Origin of the sequence: Ferdinandcohnia sp. FSL W7-1320 (assembly GCF_038050315.1) — a bacterium.
Classification (GTDB): Bacteria; Bacillota; Bacilli; order Bacillales; family Bacillaceae_L; genus Ferdinandcohnia; species Ferdinandcohnia aciditolerans.
In genome coordinates this window covers 2746569-2773053 of record NZ_JBBPAM010000001.1, presented here as the reverse complement: position 1 = coordinate 2773053, position 26485 = coordinate 2746569, and the positions used below count along the sequence as shown (strand labels likewise).

Here is a 26485-nt window from a genome sequence, read left to right as displayed (position 1 = left end):
CCAATTCATTTTCAATAAATTTAAAAGGTATCTTTTACATGTGTTCTTTCAGCTACTTCTTCATCGAGTTCAATTCCTATTCCTAGGCCTTCTGGTGCAAGTAGATATACACCATCTTCACCTCTTACCTCTCTAATATGCGGCCCTTTAATTAACACATCCTGAAAATAATCACGATTGTGAGAGAAATATTCTACCCATTTCACATTAGGCAGACCTGCAGCTAAATGAATATGAATTTGTTGAAGATTCCAAGGTGAAATTGGAATATTGTGAGCTGAAGCAAAATGATAGATACGTAACCAATCTGTGATTCCGCCAGTTGCCATGGCGTTTGGCTGTATAATATCGAGTGCTTTCTTTTCAATAAATTGGCGAAACTCCGTTAATCCACTGTTTTGCTCACCACCGGCAATATAGGTGTTTCCTGCATACTCTCGAATTCTCGCATATCCTGAAATATCCTCAGGTGCAACAGGCTCTTCAAGCCAATAAATATCGTATTTTTCCCATGCCTTAAGTTGTTGGATGGCTGTTTCGGTATCCCAAGAACCGTTAATGTCCACCATTAGTTTCACGTCTGGACCAATCGCTTCCCGTACGGCTTGAACCCTTTTATTCGCCTCTTTAATCGGAACAGCGACAGAACCTGCCCGAATTTTTAAGGCGGTATGTCCTTGTTCTACATATTCGACGGCTTTTTTCGCCAGTTCATCAGGTGGTAGCTGGTGTCCTACATTTGCGTAGGTCAGTATTTTGTTACGCTTAGAACCGAACAAGTCGGATAACGGAACATTTAGTTTTTTAGCCTTAATATCCCATAATGCGAAATCAATTGCAGCGATACAATCTCTTATCATCCCCCTCATACCTAGTCGCCATGGTCCATCAAACATCTTCAACCAAAGCTGTTCATTGTATAACGGGTTTTCACCTAGAATGATATTTTTAAAGTTTCTATTCAGTAACCTTGCTGCCACATCACTTGCAATTCCATGAGGATAAACTGGAGAACTTATGAATCCAGTACCTGTAATTCCTTCATCTGTTTCTACCTTCACAACAACAACCTCGTGACCACTAAATGCCATATCTGATTTTCCCATACGTTCATATCTGTCTACTGTCATATCCGTAATTTTCATTGGCCTAGTACAGAACTCGTTTTTAACGATTCTGTTCATTCCCCCCTTAATTTTATTGTAGTAAGCGCTTTCTTAAGCATCATTATAGTATCTATTCTTTTTGATTTCGCCTTTAACTTTATTTAATTTACTTTAAAAAAGTTTAAAAAATAGATTTAATACATCGAAAGTTGGATTTTATAACATAAAAAAGAGGCTGTAATCATTACAACCTCACTCTAATCATTTTAATTTGTCACTCATAGAAAAAAATTATCCTAAAGCCACTCCTTCTTTTAATTCCTCATGATAGATCCAGGCATTTTGTCCAGGTGTTGTTGCACCTATCCATATAAAAAGTGGATCCGGTCCATGAGAGCCATTAAACGTGACGACGAGGTGTTTGTAGCTTTTTAGATTAAATTCTTCATCTTCCCTGAAGAAGGATAGCTGCGGATTGTACAACCGATTTCCTTCTGTATATTCGTTTCTATATTCACTATATTCGGGCAGATCTTCAGGACGTTTTACTTGGCTAAATGTAACGACAATTTTTCGAGTTTCAAAAAAGAGTGATACATATTCATATGATAGGCCTGCTGTTCGAATTTCAGGCGTTACATTTAATTCTGGATGTTGTTTCGAGATGTGATAGATGGAGTCGAAAACATAAGAGGCGCGTTGTCTGGAGATGAAGTTTCTTTCGGTGACGAGATCAGGTTTTCCCTCTCTATCCTTATAAAAACGCTCTAATCCACGCTTTATCCCTTTGATTATTAATTGTCGTTCTGCGCTACTTAAATAGAATTCATGACTAGAATCTAGCAAGAATCGAACCTCCCTATTAATCATTTTCCTTATTATACCGTCAAGGGGGTGTCGAAAACTGTTAGATTGTGGATGAATCTATTAATCTACAATAATAAAAAAGAATAAGCTACTATAATTTTAAGCCTACTCTTTTTCATAATTAGTTTCATATTAGAGTACTACAACTATTCAAACATATCCTTCGTTGCTTCTATCCAGGTTTTAGCCATTAGCATATTCCCGAGCGAGTTCATATGAACACCGTCTATTGTAAGGGGGAAGTTCTTCTTATGGTTTAAGAATGAAATGAATGCCTGATGTGTTGGAACAATGACGGCATTATACTTTTCTGCTAATTGATGAATGTTTTTAATATAGGGTTTTAGCATACTGTTTCCTATTCCCAAAATATCTTCTGAAATAATGGTTGGTTCCATTAAGACAATAGTGGAATTGGTTTTTTCCTTAATCTCTATAAGTAGATTCTCTAACACTTCTTCAAAACGGTTTGGTAACACTTGTTCATCTCAGGAGAATCTACTTGTCTCCACACATCGTTGATACCAATGGAGATTGAAACAATGTCGGGATGATACGAAATAACATCTTGCTCCCACCGCTCAGCTAGGTCCGTTACCCGATTTCCGCTAATCCCTTTGTTTATGATGTCAAAATCTCGATGTGGGAAGCTAACCTTTAAATAATCATGAAGCAATCGCACATATCCGGTTCCAATACTATCACTCTCGTTAATCCCCCACCATGTAATGCTGTCACCGATAAAAACAAGTCGTTGTTTCATTCTTTTCCCCTCCATGTACGTAAGAGATCATCTAGCTTTTCACACACATGATCCATGTAAAATGATATCAGGCTATTGGGATCTTTTATTTCTGTTGTTGAATCGACTTTAAAAGGTACAAGTTCTCTTTTCCATTTTGTTAAATCAGTGATAATCTCACTTATTGCTTCATGTTGAACTACTTTTTCAGGATCAATTACACGGGATGGAAACAGAGGTACATTCCATTTGGATACTTCAGAAAGTACAGATTCCAATTTTACAAGCAATTGTTTTGTACTTATTTGATGATCGTCAAAGATGGAGTAGAAATCTGCTTCAATCTCATGAAAGTCATCCCCCCAAGTTAACCGTGCAAAATAATAACTGTTCATTAACTGTAACGATTCCCATGGAAAATGCTGATCCAATGATTTCTCATCTTCTTTAGTTATGTAGGGGACAATTAGATTAACCATTGATTTGATTCCTAACTTAGCGTAAACGTCAATGTCCTCATGAATTCTGTGAAATAAAGGAGGAAATAAATCCCCTAACATGTAATGGTCACTATAGTATTCAAAAATAGTGATATCCTGCTGATTTACTTTAGTTTTTTGACACCATTTTTGTAAGGCCTCAAATGCTCTTTCTTCCTTCAAAAAAGATTGCTTATAATTTCTTCCCCAAAAAGCAAATAGCGTATTTACTTTACTAGAACCACTTAACCCTTCATGAAGTTCTAACATATTCCAAGATAGACCTGCATTGTAGGCAATATGCTCTACTTCAATGCTAGGAATCTCCCTTTTTATGAGTTCAGTAAATTCTATGTAGCGTGCTAAAAAATCTTGGTTATCATTTATTCCAATATCGGCTGGCCATAAGGATACTCGTTTAATGGATGTTGATTCTTCACAATAGTTTTTTATTTTATCTACAAGTGTAACCTTCCAGCTATCATTTGAAAAATCAATCTGTTTTTTCTCAGAAACCGAGGATTCCATTAATAAATAGTGCATACTATGTCCGCCAATTGTAATCGATAGGCCTCGTTTATTAATCTCTTCTTCTATTACATGTTTCACTTTATCCCATAGCATAAAAGTAAAAAACAGTTCATTTATATAATGTTTAGCAGCCCAATCGATGAGTTTTGTTAGGAATGGAATATCACTGTAATTTTCAATTACGAGCCCTCTTCTTACCATACTTCCGCTATGGATTTCAGAAGATATAAATTGAACGTCTTTGTATCCTATTTTTTCTTTAGATAAAAAATGAACCCATTTATACCCAAACATGTTTTTACAAAGATGATAAACCCCATAAAGTACTGATCTGGTATTGCTTCCAATAATATAAATTTCTCGTTCTTTTTGTATAAAATGAAATGCATCAACAGCAGGATCATTATTAAATAAAGACTGTTCAATCAACCCATTTTCTATAAAATCTTGATCCAATCCTAAAACAAATGAATAAGTTATCGGCTCTTGAACCTGTTGTGTATACTTAAGCAACTCTTCTTTAGCAAACATAATTGCTGGATTACTAGTTAGAGTTGTACATCTAATCGACATTTGGACACCTTCCCATATTAATCTAATAGAGATTGATCTAATTCTTTTAAGATGAGGCCAGATAAGATGATCGCATTTGTCCATCCACTTTCTATTACATATGCACCCCAACCTGTGTCACCATTGTTACCGAAATACTCTCCACTGTCTAAATGATAGGAACGCATCCAGCCACCATCAAATTCCTTTCTTTGAGAAGTAATTTGAATGTTTGATAAAAAATGGGCTAGCTTCTCATGAATTTTTTTTATTTTAGTGTCTCCTGTTGCTTTCCATGCTTCCCAAACATTCATGAGTAAGAAATTGTTAGTGTACAATTGATCTGCAATCCCTTCACCATTCATTCGGAACACACCCGTATCCTCTGTACCATATCTTTCAGGATCCGGATTATCACTTTCTTCAATTCCGCCTTGTTTATGCTGGTTCTCAGTTAAATAATCAAGTACTTCATATAAACCTTCCAGAATGGTATCGCTCTTTGTAACGGCGTACATGTCAGCTAATGATAATAAGAATCTGCTGTATCCAGCCGTTTTGCTATACATGAATTTCAAATCACTTTTATTATCAAGCATCGTTAACGTACCTTTGAATGCGGTTTCTAAAAACTTTTCATCCTTGGTCACATAATACGCTTGGATAAAGGCAACATGGGCAATTGCCTCAAAGTGAGGATTCATACTTGCGATTATGGAATTCTGGAAGTATGCAGGTCCTTTCTCTATTAGCTCTTGTTCACGGATACATTCTGGTCGAAGTCCATTTTTATTCTGCGTGTTTAATAGAGCATAAGCTGTTAATAGACCCCTTTCTTTATAGATGGTTTGACCTGTTTTACGGTATAAATATAAGAGAACAAGTGTTACCCAACTATTATCATCAGTGAATATTTGCTCTGGCTTACTCTTTGGACTTTGAAACCATTTCCAAAAACCATATGTAGCTGAATTCGGATCTGTATCCTGATAGCCTGCTTTAAATAAGTAGTTCAATAATCGATGTGATCTCTCGGTCCATTCAGGGTCTTTTGCATATTCTCCATACAGATAAAATAAAAGGGCAGTATGGGAATGACAATCTGGACGACGATCCTTACTTACATCGCTTCGAATTGAATGGATATTTTCATAAACTCCGAGACTTCCATCTTCCTTCGGTAAGATTCCAGATTTTAAAAACCAGTCCATTCCATTGTCAATTGTTTGTTTAGTATCAGATTTCTCACGTTTTTGAATAATTGGTTGGATTGATTGTAGTGGTAGGTGATACTCCATTTGCAGCCATTTTACAACTGCATTCCATAACCAATTAGGTCGTAACGTCCAATTCTGTTCATTACCTAAAAAAGAAAACGTTGAAAAAATGGTTTTTCCCTTCCCATGCTTTTTCACAATAATTCCAGGGTATTGCCCTTCATCCGAAGTTTGATGAGTCTCTTTGAAATGACCGATATCTAAAAGCCGTTCCGTGTCAAAGGTAAAGCCTGTTAAAAAGGCACCTTGCCATTCGAGTAACTGACCTTTTTTACAATATTGGGTATCATGAGAAATTACTAGCTTTTCTAGACGTCGATTCGTTACTGTGAAATCCTGCTTGAAACCAAAAAGACGAGATGAAGGAAAATCCTCACAGTTTATAAGTTCACCGTATAGAATTCCACCATAATCAATAAAATCCCAAAGTTTTTCAAGTATGTCGTACGATACTTTCATTGGATTACCATTGTCATACCCATTGATAAAAATAACTGAGTATTGATGAAGGTTCTCCTTTAAAAGTAGATTAATATCCGAAAAATAATGAGTATAGCTTACAACACGTTTCATATACATGCTTTTGTCAACTAAAGCGATCAAAGTTTATCCACTCCACTCTTTGTCTTCATTTAAATTTTGTGGATTTTGGGCCAATCAAGTTCTATTCCAGCTTTGGCGATACGCGATTGAAAATCTGATAGTTTATCATCTTGATTTCTTACCTCAAGGGGGATGATTTCATGATCAATACAATATGCCGCTAAATGGCCAGCTACCTCACCGATATTCCATTCCACTGGATGTAATCGATAACAACCATTTGTAATATGAGTAGTACCAATATTTTTACAAGCGGGTAACAAATTTTGAACGCGTATTGGCAGTAAACTCCCGAGAGGAATTTGAAATGGGTGGGACGAAATATCAATATACGTGTCCAATCCTGTGCTCGGATGAAGGTCTATCCGATAACTTCCAATCCCTACACTATCTTGAAAGAACGTTGCACTCTCTTTTCCATCGATTTCACCGCTGATATCTTGTTCCTTTACGGTATATTGAGCTTTAATTCGTCTTGATTCACGGATATAAGGGTACATGGCCAAGCCGTCCTCTGTTCCTAAAACATCTTTCCTTAGGCGTATACCAGGATAGCCTGTTCCTCCATCTGGGCGGGGTGCTTCCGTTTGCATCCAATAAAGCAGCGATAAACTTAATTGCTTGGCATTATATAAATGTTTTTCTTTTTCTTCATCCGTTACATCAATAATAGGACCTAACCAATAATCGTTTTGTGGCCAATTAACGATGGTTACATCACTTTGAAACATTCCTGGTTCAAAATTATTTTTATCGAGTATCCTCCGGTAATTCCATAATGAAAAGTGTTCTGGTTCGTAAAAAAAGGAATACTCTATCGGTTCTAATGTGTGAGGCACAAGTCCCCACCAACTTAATTGTTTGGCTGGCCAAAACTCTGCCTGATAGTTCTTCCAAAATTCATATTGAACAGGTTTCTCAATTGTGTGATCTTCCCCATCAATATGATCAATCGCAAAACAATACGTAAAAGCCTGCATATTGAAAGGTTGATTTTCCTTACGTGCATGGGCTTCCCCTGTTACCCCTTGGGATTCAGCACCAATTACATATTCAACATTGGCGAGTGGTAAAACATCTCCCATTTCAGTTGCATCCAAAAAATACTTCCCTCTTAATTGGTATGTATGGCCTGTTTTTGTATGTCCAACGGTAACTGATTGAACTTGATCATTTTCGGATTCAGCTTTAAGGATTTTATACTCTGTTAATAGCGTCAGCCTACCGCTACTTATATAGGGCGAAAGCAAATCGTAAAGAACACGTAATGCAACTCGCGGTTCATGACTTATGTTACTAACAATGGCATTACCAGGATTGAATTGATCATTCATCCGTTCTTTGGTCTTTACTGGATAATTGGAAAGATAGTATTCTCTGATTTTTTTTCGGAAAGTCTGATAGGTTTTCGTCCCTCCAAATTGTTCAATCCATGGATGCTCATCCGGTGGTACACCTTGGCTTGTAATTTGACCACCAATCCATTTCGTCTCCTCGGTCAAGACCACTTTTTTCCCAGATTGTAAGGCGGAAAGTGCAGCCGCACATCCTCCGAGTCCACCCCCGATAATCACAATATCCGTTTGCAATTTTTCAGAGACTTTCATTGTGAGCCCCCTTTCGTTATCAAGAGCTCGAATCAAATCGAGCTCTAAGATTCAGAAATTTTTTCAAATTCTTTTTTACTTATTTTAGTTTTACTGGTGTTCCCTTTTCAGAAGACTGATAGGCTGCCAGAGCTACCTCTACTGCTTTTAGCCCTGAATGTCCTGATGCTAATGGAGACTTTCCTTCTTTAACGCTTGCAACAAAGTCCTCGATTAGACCGGCATCCATATCATCGCCCCAGTTAATCCATTTGAGCCCATCGTGATTTGAATAATAATCCATTTTTTGCGAAAAAGCGTCTATCTTTAAGGTGCCATTTGTTCCGATAATTTCCATGGTTACATCGCCCCACGTTGGATAAGAGCTGTTTCTTGACCAACTGCAATCAAGTGTAGCAAACATTCCATTTGTAAATTCCATTGTCAAAATTCCACAATCATCAATGGGATGATCAATATATACGTTACCGATTTCTGCGTACACTTCCTGCACTTCGGCTCCAGTGAACCATCTCATGATATCAACTACGTGTACTGTATGATCAAGGACCGCTCCACCGCCAGATTTTTCCTTGTCAATAAACCAGCCTCCAGGATTGGTTCCCCTGTTTGTTCCCTTTATTGCTAAAATTTCTCCTAGTCTACCTTCTTCTATCACTTTTTTAGCATGTTGAATGGGTGTGTTAAATCGAACAGGAAAAGCTGTACCTAACAAAACTTGATGTTGCTCACATTCGCTTATCATTTCTTCAATATCTTTTAAATTGGTGGCTAACGGCTTTTCACATAAGACATGTTTTCCTGCTTTCGCCGCAGCAAGTACGTGTTGATGGTGAAGATAGTTTTCAGAAGTTACAATGACAGCATCAATATCAGATCCAAGTAATTCATGATAATTTTGAAAATATACTGTATCGTATAATTGAGAATTCTTCATTCCTCTTTCTTCATTTTCATCGGAAATACCAGCTAATGTGATACCTTCCATATTTTTAATGACGGATGCATAACTATGGGCGTGCATATGAGCAAAGCTTATGATTCCAATCTTCATATCAGTTCTCCCCTTTCTTACTTAGTGATACAGGTACACCTGTTTTTAAAGATTCAAGGGCAGCAACTGATATCTCCATTGCTTTATATGCATCTTCAGCTGTAACAATTGGCGTTTTATTCGATTTCAAACATGATAAGAAATGTTCTAGTTCTATATGATACGGTGACTTTTTCATAGGACTTTGAGGTACCTCAACACCGTTTTGTTCCTCGCTCGATTGTCTAATCGAAAGTAAAACAGGCTCCTCTTTTAAACTATCATATTCGATGATTCCAGTTTTTCCGGCAAATTCAAATTGCGAAGAAAAAGTTTGATGGGCCCACGTACCTTCCACATGAGCAATAACACCGGATTCAAAAACCAATGTAACGATCGCATAATCGAGATGTTCCAGTCCTTTTTCAGATAGCCCTTTCGCAAAAACTCGATCCACTTCGCCGAATGTCCACCGAAGAAAATCAAAGTCGTGAATGATTAAATCAAGGATCACGCCACCACTTTTCGATTGGTCTGCATACCAATCACTCCATCCCAAAGGAAAACTTCCGCCTCTTCTTGTACGAACGATACCAATCTCACCAATTGCTTCTTTTTTTACTAGCTCTTTTGCTTTTGAATATTGTGGGAAAAAACGTACCACGTGTCCGACAAATAATTTCACATCTTTTTCTTTACAATAATCAATCATTTCTTTGGCATCCTGAAGGGAATATGCTAGTGGTTTTTCACATATCACATTGATTCCTAAATCTGCTGCTTTTATCACATACTCTTTATGCAGAAAAGTTGGAGCACAAATATCGATCACATCAATACGTTCGATATTTTCTACAGCTTCTTCTAAGGTTTGAAATATCTTTGTATCATGTTCACCTCTGATTTGCTCTGCCTGCTCTTTTCTGATATCAACAATTCCAACGACCTTGACATCTTCCATTGCATAATAGGCACTTGCATGTACCATTCCCATTGTTCCGGCACCTATCAATAATACGTTCTGCATACAATCAACCTCTCTTCTCAAATTCCGAAAATTACTTTAAGGGTATATATTTCCAAGCATCCATTGGAAATAACTCTTTTTGTACCAGTGGTAGCTTTCTTTCTTAATGAATACGCCTTCCCTCCTAATCAACCTTACCAATTAAAATTACCCGCTGTAGCAATTCGATTGTAGAAGTGATTACCTAACGAACCGTCAGGTATCCCGTTCGGACCATCATGAACTAATCTCTTTTCCTCTAATTCTTCAATACTTTCGATTGAACCTTCTAGCCAATGTAAAATTCGGAGTTTAGACGTTTCCATTCTGGCAAGTAATCCCCCATAGCGGAATTCAATTATTTCCCAGCCGAAAGGTTTATATAAGGAAAACCAAACTTCTCTATGTTTGTTATGGAGAAGACTTATTTCTTTCGTCAATTCGTGTAACTCGGTTAAAAGAAGTTTCATCGTTTCTTTATCACCGTTGTCATAAGCTGTTTTTAAATGAATTCCCATTTCCGACTTCATACTAAGTACAGTTGCAAGCTGTTCATAGAATTCAAATAGTAAAGCTGAATTAGGGTTTCTATCCTTAGCTGCCCTTAATTGAGGAATTAACATTTGATAATGTGCATTCATTTCAAATCCACGGATATTTTCATCAAATAAACCAATAAGGAGATCCTGCCATAATAAAAATTTAGAAGCATTTGAGGAGTTCAGATTATTTTCCATTACACCTGGAGTTTCATCTAATTGATTGAGTGTAAGGAAATCCTCCAAATGGTTTCCCGTGCAGAAATGGAAACGTTCAGCTAAATGCTCCATAGTTACTGATTGCTTATAGGTATGTTCCGCATAGAGCTGGATTACTGGTAATGCAGTTGTAAGTGGAGTTTCTCCTCCATTGTCGCCCCATAATGTCGTAATCACTTCATGTAATCCATCTTTTTTACAAGCTGATAAAGCAGCTTCAGTCGTTACAAATGCGCGCCCATAGTTGGGAGAAATCCCATTCCATGTCCAAGCCCCACCAGCAAAAAGAGTATCTCTTCCTAATTCTTTATGCTTCTGAATATAAGTCCGATAAAACTCTTCATCTGCATGATAATAATCCCAATACACAAGTTCCACATTCTTTGGTATTGAAGCAATCGCTTCTTCTGGAATATGTACATCTTCATCGTAATATTCGCCATGTTTTGAACCTAAGCGGAAATACATATCACTCCAAATCATTGGTTTTAGCCCATGACGCTCTGCAATTGATACAACCTGTTCTAAATGCTTATTCATAATCTCAAAACGATTTTCATATCCATTTAAATCTAAATAGCGGCCAAGTCCAAGTTGATGCGCTTCATCCATTCCAATATGAATGCGATTTGATTTAAATGGTTTCGAAGCAGCCTTAATCATGCTTTCTATAAATTGGTATGTTTTGGACTCACCTACTAATAGAATGTCAGCTGTGTCCCTAATTTCCTTCGCATAGCCCCATTTCAATGCCATTGTTAAATGAGCGAGAGTTTGGATACAAGGTATCATCTCAATTCCTAAAGCGTCTGCATATTGATCACAGGTCTTTAGTTCGTCTTCTGTGTATCTACCACGCATATAGCCGAAATACGGGTACTCTGGTACTTCATAAGTATCCTCTGTATAGAGCATGACAACGTTTAATCCCATAATGGATAGTTTTCTAAGCAATGCCTGAACCTCATCTACTTTTAAGACAGCATTTCTAGAAACATCCAGCATGACACCGCTTGTTTGAAAATTGGGCTGTTCAGTTATCTCAAATTCACCATTCTTTTGATAATTCTCTAACCACACACCGATTGCCCGATAGAAATGAATTTTTTCCTGATAATAGATTTCACCTTTTCCATCCTTATTGGTAACACGGATCGGACCTTCCCTTTGAATCACGGAAATTGGGTAGCCACTTTCATTCAACTTAATCCCCAAGTCTTCAATTAATAACTTTAATCCATTTATAATTGAATTTGTTTCACCCAATAAATTAATTTTCATCTTTTATACCTCTTTTCAGTTATCATAAAAATTTAATCTCTAATCATTTCGTCTGAAAACAAAATTCCCATCTATAATTGTGCTTTCTACCTCTAAATCATTTGTTAAAATAACAACATCTGCATCAAATCCAACGGCTATCCTACCTTTATGTTCACTAACTCCACAGACTACAGCTGGATTATAGCTCGCCATTTGTACTGCTTCTTCAATCGGAATACGAGATTTCTGAATGATGTATTGAACTGCCTTGTCTAGCGTTAAAGAACTTCCCGCAAGGCTTCCGTTCGCTAATGATACTTTTCCACCACTTTTATAGACGGTCTTCCCACCGATTTGATGACACCCATCTGGTAATTGGTTGGTCCCAGTACAATCAGAAATTAAGGTAAGATGATCCACCCCTTTCATTCTGTAAAGGAGTTCAATTATTTTTGAATGCACATGAATGCCATCTGCGATAAGTTCGCAGTGTAATTCTTGTAAATCAAGTGCTGCAAACGCAGCTGTTAAATTGCGATGTGTAAGCGGGCCCATTCCATTGAAACAATGAGTCACTCTTGATAGGCCGTATTGAATCGCCATTTCCATTTCCTCATATGATGCATCTGTATGTCCGGCAGAAATGGCAACCTTTTTTTCCTTCAATAGCTGTATGACATCGGTTGAGTTAGGAAGTTCAGGGGCTAATGTTACAATTTTTATCAATTTCCCAGCCATTTGAAGTAACGATTTTACTTCTTCTATAGCAGGATCCAGTATGTATTCTGCTTTTTGAGCACCTTTATATTTTTGATTAATCCATGGGCCTTCTAAATGAATACCCAAAAGGCGAGCACCACCACGATTTTCAGCAACTATGAGTTTATTTAATAAAAGGAAGGTTTTAATATCTTCTAATGTGGCTGCCCTTGATGTTGACAAGAAACTTGTCACACCAAAGGATGGGAGCCCATTTTGAATGCGATAAAAACCTTCCTTTGAACAATCCATAAAATCTTGACCATTTAGACCGTGTATATGTGTATCTATAAAACCAGGACAGATCCACCCTTCTACTTGGTAGCAGGGCAGATCCTCCTTTTCTTTCTTACCAACGAAAATGATTTTTCCATCTTTGATTTCAATGATCATATTTTTATCTATTCTCTTATTTGTAACAACATTTCCTTGTAAGTAAAAGTGGTTACACATCATTTAACTTCAAAATCCTTTCCGTTGTTATGCCCAATTCAGCGTATTTACGTAAACTTTATGATTTTTGTAAGAGTTGAAGATTCTTTGTTTAACAGTTTTTCAAATTCTTGTGGTGCATCATCAAATTCAACTGTTTCTGAAAGAAACGCTCTGACATCAATCTTTTTTTCGTTAACAAGTCGAATATATTCTTCAAGGTTCCTACCTTCTGTCCAGCGGACATATTCATAAGGATAATCAATTGCTTCCTTCTCATAGACGGTGTCGTATCTTCCTGGACCGCCAGCCCGAGAAATGAGTAACTGAGCCTCCTTACCAAACATTAAGTCTCTTGGAAAGTCGGGTTCGATATCACCTACGATGACTGCCTTTCCTTTGGTACGAATCCATTTCAAACATTCATGTGTAAGTGGTGAACGCTTTCCTCCCGCACAAAGTAGTACGGCATCAGCTCCACGTGATTTCGTATCAATCCGAAGGGCTTCTTCCATCTCATCAACCGTCGCAAATGATTTAATATTGTCTTCCTTTAACATGTCTACTCGACTTTCGTGAAGATCATATGCAATCACATTATAGGCTGCTGCATGGGCAATTTTTGCAATTAATTGCCCTAAAACTCCTAAACCTATGATTACGACTGTTTCACCAAATTGAAGATTTGCGATACGAAGGGCATGAATGGCAATCGCACCAAGTCCACCTAGAGCTGCTTCTTTTGGTTCAACCGTATCGGGGACTTTCGCATACAAGGTTTTAGGAACTAGAAGATATTCATCATGATGAACATATGGTGCACCGTAACAAGCAACAAGATCACCTTTTTTCACATCGGTGATGTCACTGCCACAATCAACGACTTCGCCCATTGCACTATATCCAAGATGAACCTGTCTTTTTTCACTAACGGCTAGCAACGATAGTTCAGTGCCCGGTGAAATGACCGAATATAATGTTTTAACTAAGATATAGGAAGGCTTTCCTTCTATACTTGGTACTTCATCTTCAATGATTTCAACTTTCTTGTTGTTAGCTACAATTCTTTTCATATGAAATCCTTCTTCCGTCAATTATTTAGACAGCCACTTTGATAAATTCGCTTTAACAAATTCATCATCATTTAGGTGTGGGTAGCTCGTATAAATTCGGTCTAACTCTTCTGATTGACCCGGACTTAAAACTTCACGATCAACTAAACACCAATTTCCTTGAAGTAGTCCTTGTCTAGCTAAGATTTCATTAATGCCAGCTATACTTCCCTTAAAGCTATTTCGAGAATCAAATATCGCGGCATTCGCATCTGTTATTTGTTGTCCAAGTGTTAATAAACCATTTGGTACTGACTTTTGACCTCTTACTACTTTAATTTCTTCAAATGTTTCGACAACTCGTTTTGTCCAAACAGACCAGTGTCCAAGTAAACCACCGACAATTCTCTTTTCTACCTTCTGTCCTTCGACTGTGAATTCAAAGGCTGTTAACAAATCATTTATTATATTATCATCATTACCCGTGTATAGCGCTATTTCCACATTACGAGGCGAATGGCAAACAGCACGGACAACATCAATTGAACAATATCGATCAAAAGGAGCAATTTTTATCGCGTATACATTTGGAATGGAAGCAAAGCGTTCCCAAAATTCATACGAGAAAATGCGTCCTCCTACTGCAGGTTGTAAATAAAAACCGAATACTGGAATAACCTCTGCTACTTTTTCAGCGCGCTCAATTAATTCATCTTCGGATAAATGGTTCAAGCCACCCATACTCAAAAGCCCTAAGTCATAGCCGACCTCTTTACTAAAAGCTGCCTCTTTAAGTGCCTGCTCAGTAGGTCCACAAATTCCTGCCACTTTAATAAAATCATCAGGAACATTGGCACGTTTTGTTTCTTCAATTGCGATTGTTAGTACTCGTTCATAAAGATTAAACTCAGGATCTCGAATTTCAAACTGTGTTGTATGGACTCCTACTGCGATACCACCTACACCTGCATCGATATAGTAGCGTGTTAAGGCGCGTTGCCCTGCTTCATCAAGTTGTCTATCTTCAGTTAATGCTAATGGATGAGCTGGAATCACAGTGCCTTCATGAAGCTTTTTCTTAACAGCCTCTTTTAGCATTAAAATGCACCTTCTCTTTCTTGGAAGTGGGTAGGTTTATTGATCGTATGGCCGTCACTAACAACCCAGTCGGCAATCATATCAATCATTTGTTGTACGGTAACTTTTGGATAACCAAATAATTTATGTGCTTGAGATGCATTATTTAATAATGCAGTTGGGCTTTCACTATTCACATATACCGGTTCCTTTTCCATTCGTTTACCAAATTCCTTTGCAAGCCATCTCACTGACAACGTTTCAGGTCCTGTTACATTGATGATTTTTGGTGGATAATTTGTATGTAATAAGGAGCGAATCGCATATTCATTTGCATCCCCCTGCCAGATCACATTCACATTTCCCATCGTTAAATCGATTGGCTTCCCTTGGTGTACTGATTTTGCAATTTCAAGCAAAACTCCATATCGTAGGTCAATCGCATAGTTTAAACGAAAGTGCACGATTGGTGTTTGGTTTTTATGAGAAAAATAAGTTAAAACTCGTTCTCTACCTAAACAGGATTGTGCATATTCACCAACAGGATTAGGTGTCACATCCTCTGTACAACCATTGCTTAAAACAGATGTGAGTGGATACACATTACCTGTTGAAAAAGATACAATTCGTGAATTTTTAAACTTCTCTGCGACACGTCCTGGAAGATAAGCATTCATAGCCCATGTCCGATGTTCATTCCCAACTGTTCCGAATTTCGTACCTGCCATAAAGATAATGTTCTTTACATTTGGTAGGTTTTGAAGTTCTTCCTCCTTCAAAAAGTCAGCCTTAATTGTTTCAATTCCACACGCTTCTAATTCATCTATTAAACTCTCATCTGAGAATCTTGCAACACCAATCACTTTTTTTGAATGACCTGACTGCTCAACAGCTCTTTTTGCTAATTTCGCTAATGTCGGGCCCATTTTTCCACTAACACCTAGAATCATAATATCTCCGTCCAGTTGTTGGAGATCCTTTACTAATTCTCTGCTAGGTGTAGACATAAACTCCTCTAATTCTGCAATCGTTTCCATTTAAATCCTCCTAGTAACTAAATTTTTGCCTGCTCTAACACATAAAAGCATTTGATAATTCTGAATTACCTTTATTTTATCTTTGGCATTATTAAAAGACAAGTCACTTAAAGGTCTTTTAATAAACACTCATTATTGATTGACATTTCGAAAAATTCCTCTTAATCTAGTAATAAGATTATTAAGAGACATTTCTTTAATATGTCTTTTAACTGGAGATGAAATGATGAAAACAAACCAATTATCAGACCATGGTACTGAAATTATTATTGGCATCGTTAGTCCTGAAGCACTGGAAAAGGAAATTATGAAAGCGCTTGAAGCATTTCCTAATTTCCAGCCAATTTTTCTACATGCAACCCCCTCTTCGATTGAAACGGAGGTTATGACTACTTTGATCAATAAAGTGGAAGTACTTTTGTTTACGGAATTTCCAACCTATTTAAAAGCTAAACATCTTATCAACTTTTCAAAACCAGCGCATTATGTTCCCATAATGGGAACTGGGTTATATCGGTCATTATTCCTGATAAACAATCAATACGATACGAAACATTTCTCGATTGACACGGTTGAAGAAAAATATATTCGTAGAATCCTTTATGAATTAGACGAAACGAACTATGTATGTACTTCCTTCCCTAATTCCAGTCAGCCTGATTGTTTGGAGGAAATTGTTGATTTTCATCAGGACAACTATCAAAAATATGGCTCCATCGCCATCACCGGCGTGCAGGAAATTGCGATAAAGCTATCGGAATTGTCAATACCGTATGAATGGGTTACACCCACTTATCAAGATTTAATTGTTTCCCTCGAACGTGCATTACTTGCAACGGAAGCTCGTAAACATAAAGAGTCTCAAATTGTCTTTGGGATTATTGATATTGACAAATTTGATAAAGCTACAGAAAAATACACATCGGAACATGAAGTGCAATTATTCAAACTAAAATTTCAACAAATCATGTTAAATTATACAAAGCTACTTGATGGTCATTTAATTAATTCCGGTGGAGAAGAATTTTCGTTTATCACCACACGTGGTATTTTTGAAAGAGAAACACGCGGTTATAAATTCATCCCCTTATTAAATACGGTTAAATCGGAGCTAGGTGTTTCCATTAGCATTGGTGTTGGTTTTGGTCTCTCAGCTGCGGAAGCTGGTAACCATGCAAGACTCGCACTCCGACAATCAAAAGAATTAGGCGGAAACGTATGCTACATCGTCCGTGAAGACCAAAGTGTAATTGGCCCAGTTGATATGATAACCGATACTCAATATGAAAAATATGACCTATCTATTACAGATGCAGAACTACTGCAAAAGGCCGAAAAGGCCGGAATGTCTGCTGCTTATATGACAAAACTTATGGCCAGAGTAGCACGGCATAAGAAATTTGACTATACAGCTCAAGAGTTAGCCGACACATTGAATATTACAACAAGAAGTGCCCATCGAATCCTATTAAAATGGATGGACGCTAACTTAGTAGATATAGTAGGCGAGGAAAAAATCACCTACAAAGGTAGACCAAGACGAATCTATAGACTGAGCTTTATCATTGATGAAAACGAATAATTACAAAATATAGGTAGTTTTCGTAAACGTAGTTGCTTTTTGTATAGGCATTATTTAATAACATAATAGGTAATTTCCGTGTGATTGGACCGTATGGCACGAGATCCTCGAAAATGCTGGCATTTTCTTCGTGCGGTGTAGATTCAAGGAAGCAAATCCAACGTCCTGCGGGAAAAGCGAGCTAAGCGAGACCCCGCAGTGAGGTAGTGACTTGTCCAGTTTTTTCAGCGGCTAGAAACTCGAGAAATTTCAACTCCTCCATCAGAGGCAAAATACGCCTCTTTGTCGGAGTCTCCGACGCACACGACGTGCTAGTGCCGACTTCGCCACAGGACGTGGCGCTTTAGTCGGCCAATTTTCTCGTTTCTGTGCAAGCCGCGTCCACTTTTCGTTGAGGAGGCTTGCGGATCGCCCGCGGAAAGCGAGTGCCAGTAGCGGAAATCACCACTAGTTCCACTATAATCTTTAAGTTAATAGCAACAATTTTTTAGAAACGAGCAAAAACAAATGGCGGGTAAAATGGTTTACCCGCTTTTATAATTTGCAATAGTAATCGACGATATTTCCACTATAGATTCACCCGTTTTCCTGTATCTTTACTCTCATTTGCTGCTTCAATAAAGCGAATAATTTCTTGCGTTTCATGTAAGGGAACGCTGGATTGTCCTGTGTTAAAAAAACGAATAATTTCTTCTAAGAGACTAGCATAAAAAGGTTTTGAGGAAGAAGAAATCGATACAAAATGACTGCCTTTTTCAAAATGAATGATCGCACCGAATTCACCATTACCGCCCCTACTCCCTCTTGCACTTCCAATTCTTCCATCCTCCCATTGCGAAACAATCAAATCTGAATGTACAGTAGAGACAGTAGTAACCTGCTGTGCCCCGCAGCCTAAAATGGCATATAGCATCTCAATCGCATGTATCCCGTACCAAAAATACCCCGGTTGAGTATCAACCATATCCATCGGACCGAAACAGTCAGCTCCAATGATTTTTCCTTTATCTTGAATCGCTAGTGCCTGTCTTACCTCTTCAGCAAATCGTAAAGCAGATGAACTCATGATTGGTGTACCATATTGTTCAGATAGCTTCACGATTTCAATAGCCTCTGAAAAAGAAAGACAAAGAGGTTTGTCAATAAAGAGTGGCTTCTGATAACCTACAAGTTTCTTCACCTGCTCCAGATGTACACGGCCATCGACAGATTCTAGTAGGATTGCATCACATGTCTCTGCTACTTCCTCAATCGTCTTTACCAATTGAACACCATACTGTTCCACTACTTTTGTAATTGCCTCAATACGAGAGTAACTCAACTCAAAATCAGACGAACCGACCGGACAAGCTATAGTTACTTTCCCGCCTTTAACAAAAAAGGGATTGGTGGGATCATTTAATAATTTAGTAAAAGCAGTTGCATGTGAGGTATCTAGCCCAATCATTCCTATTTTTCTATTCCTCATATCGTAACTCCTCTATAAAATCAAAACGGATTATTTAAGTCCTGAGAGCTGAATACCTTCTGTAAAATACTTCTGGAAGAACAAGAAAATTAGAAACGTAGGGATAAATGAAATTGTAGAGCCGGCCATCTCAATTCCAAAGTTCCCTTCCTTACTTAAGGTAGAAGCTAACCCAACCGTGATAGGATACATTTTCTCATTTGTCATATAAATAAGTGGTTGGAATAGATCATTCCAGTTACTTACGAATGCAAACGTTCCAACAGTTGCAATGGATGGAAATGCTAATGGCATATAAATTTTTCGAAACACATGAAAATCATTGGCTCCGTCCATCCTGGCTGCTTCGTCTAATTCCATAGGAATGCCCTGCATAAACTGACGTACTAAAAATACGCCCATAATTGCCCAAAGCTCAGGAACAATCAATGCTTGATATTCATTGATCCATCCAAACTTTGAAAACATGATAAATTTAGGAATGATCAGCAATTGCGATGGAATCATGATAACAGCCATGAATGTCCAGAATATAAATTCTCTTCCAAAGAATTGCTTTCTTGCAAATATGTAGCCTAATAGTCCTGCAAAAAACATTTGTGAAAAGACAGGGATAACAGTTACAACCACAGAGTTCATAATCCAGCGTAAGAAGTTATCATTCCGAAAAAGGTACGTAAAGTTATTGATAGACGGATCATTAGGAATCCAAAACAATGGGTCCATTGCTGCAAATGTCGTTTCTTTAAATGAACTTAACACCATGATCAGAAATGGTAGGAGAAAGCAAAACCCCAGGAAGATTGTGACAATATATTTTATTATTTTAGTAAACAAGTTTGTTCATCTCCTTTACAACTCTCAACAATTAATAGATACCTTGATCTTTACCAAAATATTTTCTCTGAATAAGTGATATAACTAAGATTATCGCGAATAATACATAAGATAAAACAGCTGCGTAGCTAAAGTTCAAATTCGTGAATCCTATTTGATAAAGATAGAATACAATGGTACTTGTCGAGAAATTTGGTCCTCCGTTTGTTAATAGGAATGCAGAATCAAAGATTTGGAAAGAACCAATAGTCGTAATGATCAACACATAGAAATGAATTGGTTTTAATAATGGGAAAGTAATTAACCAAAAGGATTTAAAAGGTGAAGCACCATCGATTTTTGCGGCTTCATACATATCTTTTGGAATGGACTGTAGCCCTGCAAAATAATAAATCATTGTACTACCAGATACTTTAAAGATACTCAAACCAGCCAAAACAAGTAGGGCTTGTGAAGAATCAGATAAAAATAATTGGGCATCAACTCCAATAAAGCTTAACAGATAGTTGATTAATCCCGCCTCCGTTCCTGAAAACAGCCATTCCCATATCCCTGCCACAACAACGAATGATGTTACAACAGGCAGGAAGAATATCCCTTTAAAAATTTTCGTAAAACGAATTCCTGATTTTATGACAAGCGCTAAAATCAAACCTAGTGCCATTGTAGGGACTATATAATAGAAGGAAAATAAAACAGTATTCCAAATTGATTTTAAAGCAATCGGATCATCAAATAATTGTTTCCAGTTTCGTAATCCAACAAACTCAGAAGTACCAATAATTCGATAATTAAGAAACGTTAAAACGAAGCTATACACAAATGGAATGACTTGAAAGATTAAAAAATGGATTAAAACTGGTGCCAGTACAATATAAACAATACCATTTTTTCTCATTTCTTCTTTTATCCTGTTTTTTAAAGGAGGCTTGACCTTTTTTAAAGTTTTTAGAGGTACCTTGTTATGAGTTTCTACGACCTTTTCCAAGCTATCACCTTATTTCTTTATTAATTAAGAAAAGTTTTCGTAAACAAATGAACTTTTAATAAACAGAGAGTCTTATTCACAAAGGAATAAAACTCTCTTTACGTAAGAAGCTATTTGTTTACGGCTTAGCTAATTCAGCTTCAATTGCTTCAGCTGCTGCATCTGCTGCTTCTTGAGGAGTTTTATCTCCTGCCATCATTGTTTGTATTTCAGCTTGAATAAATGGCATGATTGCACGCCCTTTAGGATGAATAACACCAGGTAATGCAAATTGTGTATAAGTAGCAAGTTGGCTCATGTATTTGTTTGAATCAAAGATATCTTTTGCCTCTTCTTGAGTTGGGATATACTGAGTAACCGTATTAAAAATACGTTGGTTTTCAGCATTTGTAACTGCTTTTACAAATTCTGCTGCAGCTGCTGGATTATCTGTGTTAGATGGTACCACGAACATACCAGTTGTACCGTATGTTAATTGTTTTTCACCCGTTAATGGTGGAGCAATGGCGAATTCAAAATCACCTTCTTTTTCCATCATCGTAATACTTATTCCAGACCCTAGTTGTGCCATTATTTTTCCAGCGAACCATAACTCATCTTGTGTAGTTGCTGTAATAGAATCTTCTGGAATATAACCTTTTTGATACATATTGTTTACGTAATCGAATGCTTTCACACTTTCTGGGCTATTAATTAGTACCTTGTTATCATCTGTTACAACATCCCCACCAGCTTGCCAAACCCAAGGGTAGATTGTTCCGTTCATGGAACCTCCTCCTAGGTAATTTAATGCATAGAAACCTTTTTCTTTAGCTTTTGCTGCCCAAGCTTCGAATTCTTCCCATGTTTTTGGAAGGTTTGCTGGATCTTCACCAATCGCTTTCACGACATCTAGATTGTAAAGGAATGTATAAGCTTCTTGAAGGATTGGCAATCCGTATTTTTTATCTTTCCACGTTGTTGACACTAAGGAGGACTCTACGAATCCATCAAGATCACCTTCGTCTAAGTATGGATCTAATTCAAGAAGCATTCCTACATCTGCATATTGTGGCATTTGGTCAGGAATGGCATAGAACACATCCGGTCCATTGTTAGCTGCTAAAGCCGTTAGAACTTTTTGGTCACGGTTTGCCCATGGAATGGTTTCAATATTTACTTCTACATCAGGAAACTCTTTATTGTAATTGGCAGTGATCTCTTTCCACATTTCTTCTTCTTTTGTAGCATCACCTGTATATGGATGTACCCATACTGTGATTTCACCATCAACTTTTCCATCTTCTTTTTTAGGCTCTGTACTTGAGTCATTACTACAAGCTGAAAAAAGTAAGCTACCTGAAAGCAAAAGTGCCATGAACGAAAAACGTTTCTTTTTCATCTACGAATTACCCCCTATTAAGTTCAAAAATATAATTAGTAAGTCTAACAATCTACCACAAATTCTGTTTAGCCATCCCCTCCTTACTTTCTTGTCTGAATAAACACATAATTGAAAGCCTATACATTAGATGTTAAAAAAATTTCTATAATTTCAAATACTTTACTAATCTTATTCTAGTTCGTTTGTATTATTGTGACAAGTCTATAAACTGTCTTTAATAAAAAGTTAGAATTAATTTAGTACCCTTACAATTAATTAGCAATCATACATAGTTCAATCCTTGTGGAAAAGGAAATGGAACTGGAAACAAATCCTTACTATATGAATCTATATTATTATTCCCTTTTAGGATAAGCTCTTCCAGCTCCCGATTATTGATTGAAACGGAATTCTTCTTATTTATAAGACTTTTATTGTTTTCATCTATATTAGAAATCTGTAACTTATCTTTAAAATATGGAGCGAGCTGCTGCAACAGTAAATCTAGATTCATAATCTTAATCGTTCCTGGAAATGATTGTTCTACACTTTCCAATGCTAGGTCAAGCTTTTGTATTAACTCTTTTTCATAAGTAGGTATATTAAATAGTAAAGAATCAATCCCATATGTAACGGCTTCTTTAAGTAAACTTACAATGGCTGTCGGATCTCCTCCCCATTCGATTATTCGAGATTCCACGTTTTTTTGTTCCTGATACGGAACTCCGAAAATTATAAATGCTTTTATCTGCTTGTTTTCTTCTGCCACAAGAACCTTGTGCTTCATTTTGAAAATACTAGCAAATCCCGCTGACTCATTAAGCTGTGCCATTTCAAATATACTTTGTTCATATCGAACTGGTCGACGCTGACTAATTTTTCTCATTTGAAACCAGTCGGTAGGCTGCAGTTCACGAACATGATAAGCCGTCTCTGGTTTCAGGTCTACTTGTTGAATCTTATATTGCTTCAGCTTTCCATAAAATGTGCAACCTTGTTTGATGTATAGCGGTAAATCTCCAGAAATAAAAAGAATGGAAGCGCCAGATTTATTCACATGATCAAAAATCATTTGTAAAAGTGTGTTCGCTATCCCTCTTTTCCTGTATTCCGGCTCCGTGCAAACAGCACCAATTGAATAGGCTTGAACTTCTGCACTTTCAATATGAAGTATAGATGGAACCAATCCAATAAAAGAAACTAATGTCCCATCGATAAATGCACCATACGATTGGTGAAGGGCGTGTGAGAAAACTTGTGGAAAAGCAGCCCCCATTGAGATATGTCCTTCTTTACGAAACACTTTATCGGCCAACTCAATTGCCTGCTGAAATTCTCTTTCTTCTAATAAACGGAATTCAACCATTTCATTCACCTCAACTTTTAACATTTCATTACTAATCACAAGGATTTGGAGACAACCTCTTACGCTGTTAAAAAAATGTAATCGCTAACAGTTTGAAACATGTTATAATACAACTAATCTTTTTGAACTTACTTTCTATTTTAGTAGAAATTTATTAAGTGACAAGTCTATTAAGTGTCTTTAATTTGATCCATCGATATATTTTTTAAAATGAGGTGACATATAGTGGGTGGCTGGGAAAGGTTCAATAATTATGCAATATGGATGATAAAAGTTGCTTACTTAAATTTACTGTGGATTGGCTTTACGATTGTTGGCTTAGGACTATTTGGTTTATTCCCGGCAACAGTTGCCATGTTTGCAATTGTTCAAAAATGGTTGCAAAATGAACCAGTTGATCGTATCTTTCAATCATTTTGGAAAACCTATAAAAAAGAATTTATCTCACTTAACAAGTTTGGCCTCTTCTTTATTGTGATTGGCTATATATTAGTGTATGACTTTATGTTTGTATATAAAAATATGGACAAGCTACAATTACTGTTTCCAGTCCTACTTTTTTTAACAATTTGTTATATGGTTACGTTACTCTATTTCTTCCCTGTATACACACAATTTGAAATGAAATTCTTTCAATATATTAAGCAATCATTCTTAATTGGAGCTAGCTCTTTGTTAGAGACTATTCTCATTTTCACTGCATGTATGCTTTTAGGTATTATCATAAATCTAATTCCTGGAATCATCCCGTTGTTTACTGGAAGTGTACTAGCCGTTGCAATTACATGGTGTAGCAACAAAGCGCTCTATAAAATCAAAGGCAAGAAAAAGAGTATCACCTATCAGTTGAAATAGCAGCAGATTAGAGTGTCTTCAATGGACACTCTTTTTTGTGGTCTAATTATGGTGGTGCATTTTTTATCCGGATTTAAAGTCCGTTAAAAGTCTTGATTATTCCCATTATTCTTTTACACTTTAAGTAAGTTTAGTAGAATGTTTCCACCTAAGGAGGATAACAAAATGGATTTTAGTAAGTTATATTATTATGTGCCTACTCCGAAAGCTCGTGAGCCAAGGAAGTTCGTGAGAGATTTAGTTATTTATGGAGCAACTCCTGCTGGAATTACGGCAGCGATTCAAGCAAAACGAATGGGTCTTTCTGTTGTTATTGCTGAATTTGGTAAGAATATTGGAGGTATAACTGCAAGTGGTTTGGGTGCCTCTGATATTGGAGCAAAGGAAGCAATAGGTGGTTTATCAAGAGTATTCTTTCAGGAATTAGGAAACTATTACAATACAACCGAACAGTGGACCTTTGAACCGAAGGCTGCCAAATTTGTATTTGAAAAATGGCTCAAGGACTACGATATTGAAGTTGTTTATCATCAGCATGTCGTAGAAGTTAAAAAAGAGAATAACAGCATAACAGAAATATTGATGGAAGATGGAACTATATACATTGGAGACTTTTTCATTGATACTAGCTATGAGGGTGACGTAATGGCCAAAGCAGGTGTCACATACTTTGTTGGTAGAGAATCAAACGCCACTTATAGAGAAAGATACAATGGAATTCAGTTTGGACATCCCCACCATCAATTTGAAAAATGGATTGATCCGTATGTAGTTGAAGGTGACCCTTCAAGTGGAATATTGCCTGGTATCACAGAATCGGCTCATGACACGCTTGGCTATCAAGGTCAAGGTGACCATCGAATTCAAGCTTATAATTTTCGCATTTGCTTAACAAATCGTGAGGATAATCGTGTATCTTTTCCAAAGCCACCGTCCTACAACCCGGGGTGTTACTCGTTATTATTGCGTTATATCAATGCAGGTGTTTGGGATGTAATGAATCTTCATACTATGTTACCAAACGGAAAGACAGATTTAAATAATTATGGTGGTTTTTCAACAGACCATATTGGAATGAATTATGAATGGCCTGATGGAGATTACAAAACACGTGAAAGAATCTTCCAAGACCATTTTACATATAATCTGGGATTGCTCTATTTTTTAGCCAATGATGAACAAGTTCCAAAAGCGATTAGGGATGAGGTCTCTCAATGGGGATTAGCTGGTGATGAATTTGAAGAAACTGGGCATTGGCCTCATCAGTTATATATTCGAGAAGCAAGAAGAATGATAGCTGATTATGTCATGACAGACCACAACTGTTTAGGTGATGTAACAGTTGAAGATTCAATCGGACTTGCCTCGTATCAAATGGATTCTCATCATGTTCGAAGAATCTTTATTGATGGACGTGTTTACAATGAAGGTGATGTGGAAATACCAATATCCCCATATCCAATCTCCTATCGTTCGATTCGTCCAAAGGCTGAAGATTGTACAAACCTACTCGTTCCGGTTTGTTTATCAAGTTCACACATTGCTTACGGTTCAATACGTATGGAACCTGTATTTATGATTTTAGGTCAATCAGCAGGAGCAGCAGCAGCTTTAGCTTATAAAAATAAAACAACTGTCCAAGGTGTATCTTATGAACAATTAAAAAATGAACTACTCTCTTACGGACAAGTACTACAATGGGACGATTCAATTGAAGATGACCCTGTATTACGAATGAAAGAGACGTTTGGGAAGAAATAAAGAGAAGGACTACATTTTCATGAAATGTAGTCTTTTTTTCTACTTTAAGACGGAATATTCGGGATGTGTTTTGGTGGTAATGCT

General features: G+C 37.0%; 22 protein-coding genes. 3 read left to right on the top strand and 19 right to left on the bottom strand.

Annotation, left to right across the window (positions count from 1 at the left end; genetic code table 11):
* Positions 1-20: 20 nt before the first annotated feature.
* The 14 genes from NST91_RS13810 to NST91_RS13745 form a co-directional block, all read right to left on the bottom strand.
* Positions 21-1184, bottom strand: coding sequence for a mandelate racemase/muconate lactonizing enzyme family protein (locus NST91_RS13810; RefSeq protein WP_341331604.1), 1164 nt, complete (start codon positions 1182-1184; stop codon positions 21-23).
* A 213-nt stretch (positions 1185-1397) separates the two neighbouring features.
* Entirely contained in the window at positions 1398-1952 is a 555-nt protein-coding gene (locus NST91_RS13805; RefSeq protein ID WP_341331603.1) for a hypothetical protein, read from the bottom strand.
* A 167-nt stretch (positions 1953-2119) separates the two neighbouring features.
* Positions 2120-2452, bottom strand: a complete 333-nt coding sequence (locus NST91_RS13800) for an SGNH/GDSL hydrolase family protein (RefSeq protein WP_341331602.1) — start codon at positions 2450-2452, stop codon at positions 2120-2122.
* On the bottom strand, positions 2422-2736 hold the full coding sequence (locus tag NST91_RS13795; RefSeq protein WP_341331601.1) for a GDSL-type esterase/lipase family protein: 315 nt from the start codon (positions 2734-2736) through the stop codon (positions 2422-2424). The genes NST91_RS13800 and NST91_RS13795 overlap by 31 nt, the downstream gene beginning before the upstream one ends.
* Positions 2733-4298 (bottom strand): hypothetical protein, encoded by a 1566-nt coding sequence (locus tag NST91_RS13790; protein ID WP_341331600.1) that lies wholly within the window; start codon positions 4296-4298, stop codon positions 2733-2735. The genes NST91_RS13795 and NST91_RS13790 overlap by 4 nt, the downstream gene beginning before the upstream one ends.
* A 17-nt stretch (positions 4299-4315) precedes the next feature.
* A complete protein-coding gene (locus NST91_RS13785) occupies positions 4316-6157 on the bottom strand; it encodes a hypothetical protein (protein WP_341331599.1) in 1842 nt (613 codons plus the stop codon).
* 29 nt (positions 6158-6186) lie between these two features.
* Complete coding sequence (locus NST91_RS13780; protein WP_341331598.1) at positions 6187-7764, bottom strand: FAD-dependent oxidoreductase; 1578 nt, start codon at positions 7762-7764, stop codon at positions 6187-6189.
* Positions 7765-7843: 79 nt separating this feature from the next.
* The gene (locus NST91_RS13775) at positions 7844-8818 is read right to left on the bottom strand and encodes a Gfo/Idh/MocA family protein (RefSeq protein WP_341331597.1); all 975 of its coding nucleotides are present in this window, start codon (positions 8816-8818) and stop codon (positions 7844-7846) included.
* 1 nt (position 8819) lies between these two features.
* Positions 8820-9824, bottom strand: coding sequence for a Gfo/Idh/MocA family protein (locus tag NST91_RS13770; protein WP_341331596.1), 1005 nt, complete (start codon positions 9822-9824; stop codon positions 8820-8822).
* 134 nt (positions 9825-9958) lie between these two features.
* On the bottom strand, positions 9959-11842 hold the full coding sequence (locus NST91_RS13765) for a beta-N-acetylhexosaminidase (protein ID WP_341331595.1): 1884 nt from the start codon (positions 11840-11842) through the stop codon (positions 9959-9961).
* Between the two features lie 39 nt (positions 11843-11881).
* On the bottom strand, positions 11882-13039 hold the full coding sequence (nagA, locus tag NST91_RS13760; RefSeq protein ID WP_341331594.1) for an N-acetylglucosamine-6-phosphate deacetylase: 1158 nt from the start codon (positions 13037-13039) through the stop codon (positions 11882-11884).
* A gap of 44 nt (positions 13040-13083) precedes the next feature.
* Positions 13084-14088 (bottom strand): zinc-dependent alcohol dehydrogenase, encoded by a 1005-nt coding sequence (locus NST91_RS13755; RefSeq protein WP_341331593.1) that lies wholly within the window; start codon positions 14086-14088, stop codon positions 13084-13086.
* A gap of 21 nt (positions 14089-14109) precedes the next feature.
* Entirely contained in the window at positions 14110-15165 is a 1056-nt protein-coding gene (locus NST91_RS13750; RefSeq protein ID WP_341331592.1) for a dihydrodipicolinate synthase family protein, read from the bottom strand.
* The gene (locus tag NST91_RS13745) at positions 15165-16181 is read right to left on the bottom strand and encodes an NAD-dependent epimerase/dehydratase family protein (RefSeq protein ID WP_341331591.1); all 1017 of its coding nucleotides are present in this window, start codon (positions 16179-16181) and stop codon (positions 15165-15167) included. Before NST91_RS13745 ends, NST91_RS13750 begins: the two co-directional genes overlap by 1 nt.
* A 226-nt stretch (positions 16182-16407) precedes the next feature.
* Here NST91_RS13745 and NST91_RS13740 point away from each other — a divergent pair, with 226 nt between their 5' ends.
* A complete protein-coding gene (locus NST91_RS13740) occupies positions 16408-17763 on the top strand; it encodes a helix-turn-helix domain-containing protein (RefSeq protein ID WP_341331590.1) in 1356 nt (451 codons plus the stop codon).
* A 568-nt stretch (positions 17764-18331) separates the two neighbouring features.
* Here NST91_RS13740 and NST91_RS13735 read toward each other — a convergent pair.
* The 5 genes from NST91_RS13735 to NST91_RS13715 all read right to left on the bottom strand — a co-directional run bounded on the left by NST91_RS13735 (position 18332) and on the right by NST91_RS13715 (position 23824).
* A complete protein-coding gene (locus NST91_RS13735; protein WP_341331589.1) occupies positions 18332-19231 on the bottom strand; it encodes a Gfo/Idh/MocA family protein in 900 nt (299 codons plus the stop codon).
* A gap of 30 nt (positions 19232-19261) precedes the next feature.
* On the bottom strand, positions 19262-20068 hold the full coding sequence (locus NST91_RS13730; RefSeq protein WP_121446115.1) for an ABC transporter permease subunit: 807 nt from the start codon (positions 20066-20068) through the stop codon (positions 19262-19264).
* A gap of 31 nt (positions 20069-20099) precedes the next feature.
* Positions 20100-20966 (bottom strand): ABC transporter permease subunit, encoded by an 867-nt coding sequence (locus NST91_RS13725; RefSeq protein WP_121446168.1) that lies wholly within the window; start codon positions 20964-20966, stop codon positions 20100-20102.
* A 208-nt stretch (positions 20967-21174) separates the two neighbouring features.
* The gene (locus NST91_RS13720) at positions 21175-22437 is read right to left on the bottom strand and encodes a sugar ABC transporter substrate-binding protein (protein ID WP_341331588.1); all 1263 of its coding nucleotides are present in this window, start codon (positions 22435-22437) and stop codon (positions 21175-21177) included.
* Between the two features lie 265 nt (positions 22438-22702).
* Complete coding sequence (locus tag NST91_RS13715; RefSeq protein ID WP_341331587.1) at positions 22703-23824, bottom strand: GNAT family N-acetyltransferase; 1122 nt, start codon at positions 23822-23824, stop codon at positions 22703-22705.
* A 186-nt stretch (positions 23825-24010) separates the two neighbouring features.
* Between NST91_RS13715 and NST91_RS13710 the strand changes: the two genes are divergently transcribed.
* Together NST91_RS13710 and NST91_RS13705 are read left to right on the top strand one after the other, a co-directional pair.
* Positions 24011-24640 (top strand): YesL family protein, encoded by a 630-nt coding sequence (locus tag NST91_RS13710; RefSeq protein ID WP_341331586.1) that lies wholly within the window; start codon positions 24011-24013, stop codon positions 24638-24640.
* Positions 24641-24805: 165 nt separating this feature from the next.
* Entirely contained in the window at positions 24806-26401 is a 1596-nt protein-coding gene (locus NST91_RS13705) for an FAD-dependent oxidoreductase (protein WP_341331585.1), read from the top strand.
* Positions 26402-26485 lie beyond the last annotated feature (84 nt).

Bases quoted from the DNA above. Each gene is read 5' to 3' on its own strand.
- NST91_RS13810 (WP_341331604.1), bottom strand. From the start codon at position 1,184: ATGAACAGAATCGTTAAAAACGAGTTCTGTACTAGGCCAATGAAAATT.
- NST91_RS13795 (WP_341331601.1), bottom strand. From the start codon at position 2,736: ATGAAACAACGACTTGTTTTTATCGGTGACAGCATTACATGGTGGGGG.
- NST91_RS13790 (WP_341331600.1), bottom strand. From the start codon at position 4,298: ATGTCGATTAGATGTACAACTCTAACTAGTAATCCAGCAATTATGTTT.
- NST91_RS13780 (WP_341331598.1), bottom strand. From the start codon at position 7,764: ATGAAAGTCTCTGAAAAATTGCAAACGGATATTGTGATTATCGGGGGT.
- NST91_RS13775 (WP_341331597.1), bottom strand. From the start codon at position 8,818: ATGAAGATTGGAATCATAAGCTTTGCTCATATGCACGCCCATAGTTAT.
- NST91_RS13770 (WP_341331596.1), bottom strand. From the start codon at position 9,824: ATGCAGAACGTATTATTGATAGGTGCCGGAACAATGGGAATGGTACAT.
- NST91_RS13765 (WP_341331595.1), bottom strand. From the start codon at position 11,842: ATGAAAATTAATTTATTGGGTGAAACAAATTCAATTATAAATGGATTA.
- nagA (WP_341331594.1), bottom strand. From the start codon at position 13,039: ATGATGTGTAACCACTTTTACTTACAAGGAAATGTTGTTACAAATAAG.
- NST91_RS13755 (WP_341331593.1), bottom strand. From the start codon at position 14,088: ATGAAAAGAATTGTAGCTAACAACAAGAAAGTTGAAATCATTGAAGAT.
- NST91_RS13750 (WP_341331592.1), bottom strand. From the start codon at position 15,165: ATGCTAAAAGAGGCTGTTAAGAAAAAGCTTCATGAAGGCACTGTGATT.
- NST91_RS13745 (WP_341331591.1), bottom strand. From the start codon at position 16,181: ATGGAAACGATTGCAGAATTAGAGGAGTTTATGTCTACACCTAGCAGA.
- NST91_RS13740 (WP_341331590.1), top strand. From the start codon at position 16,408: ATGAAAACAAACCAATTATCAGACCATGGTACTGAAATTATTATTGGC.
- NST91_RS13735 (WP_341331589.1), bottom strand. From the start codon at position 19,231: ATGAGGAATAGAAAAATAGGAATGATTGGGCTAGATACCTCACATGCA.
- NST91_RS13725 (WP_121446168.1), bottom strand. From the start codon at position 20,966: ATGAGAAAAAATGGTATTGTTTATATTGTACTGGCACCAGTTTTAATC.
- NST91_RS13720 (WP_341331588.1), bottom strand. From the start codon at position 22,437: ATGAAAAAGAAACGTTTTTCGTTCATGGCACTTTTGCTTTCAGGTAGC.
- NST91_RS13705 (WP_341331585.1), top strand. From the start codon at position 24,806: ATGGATTTTAGTAAGTTATATTATTATGTGCCTACTCCGAAAGCTCGT.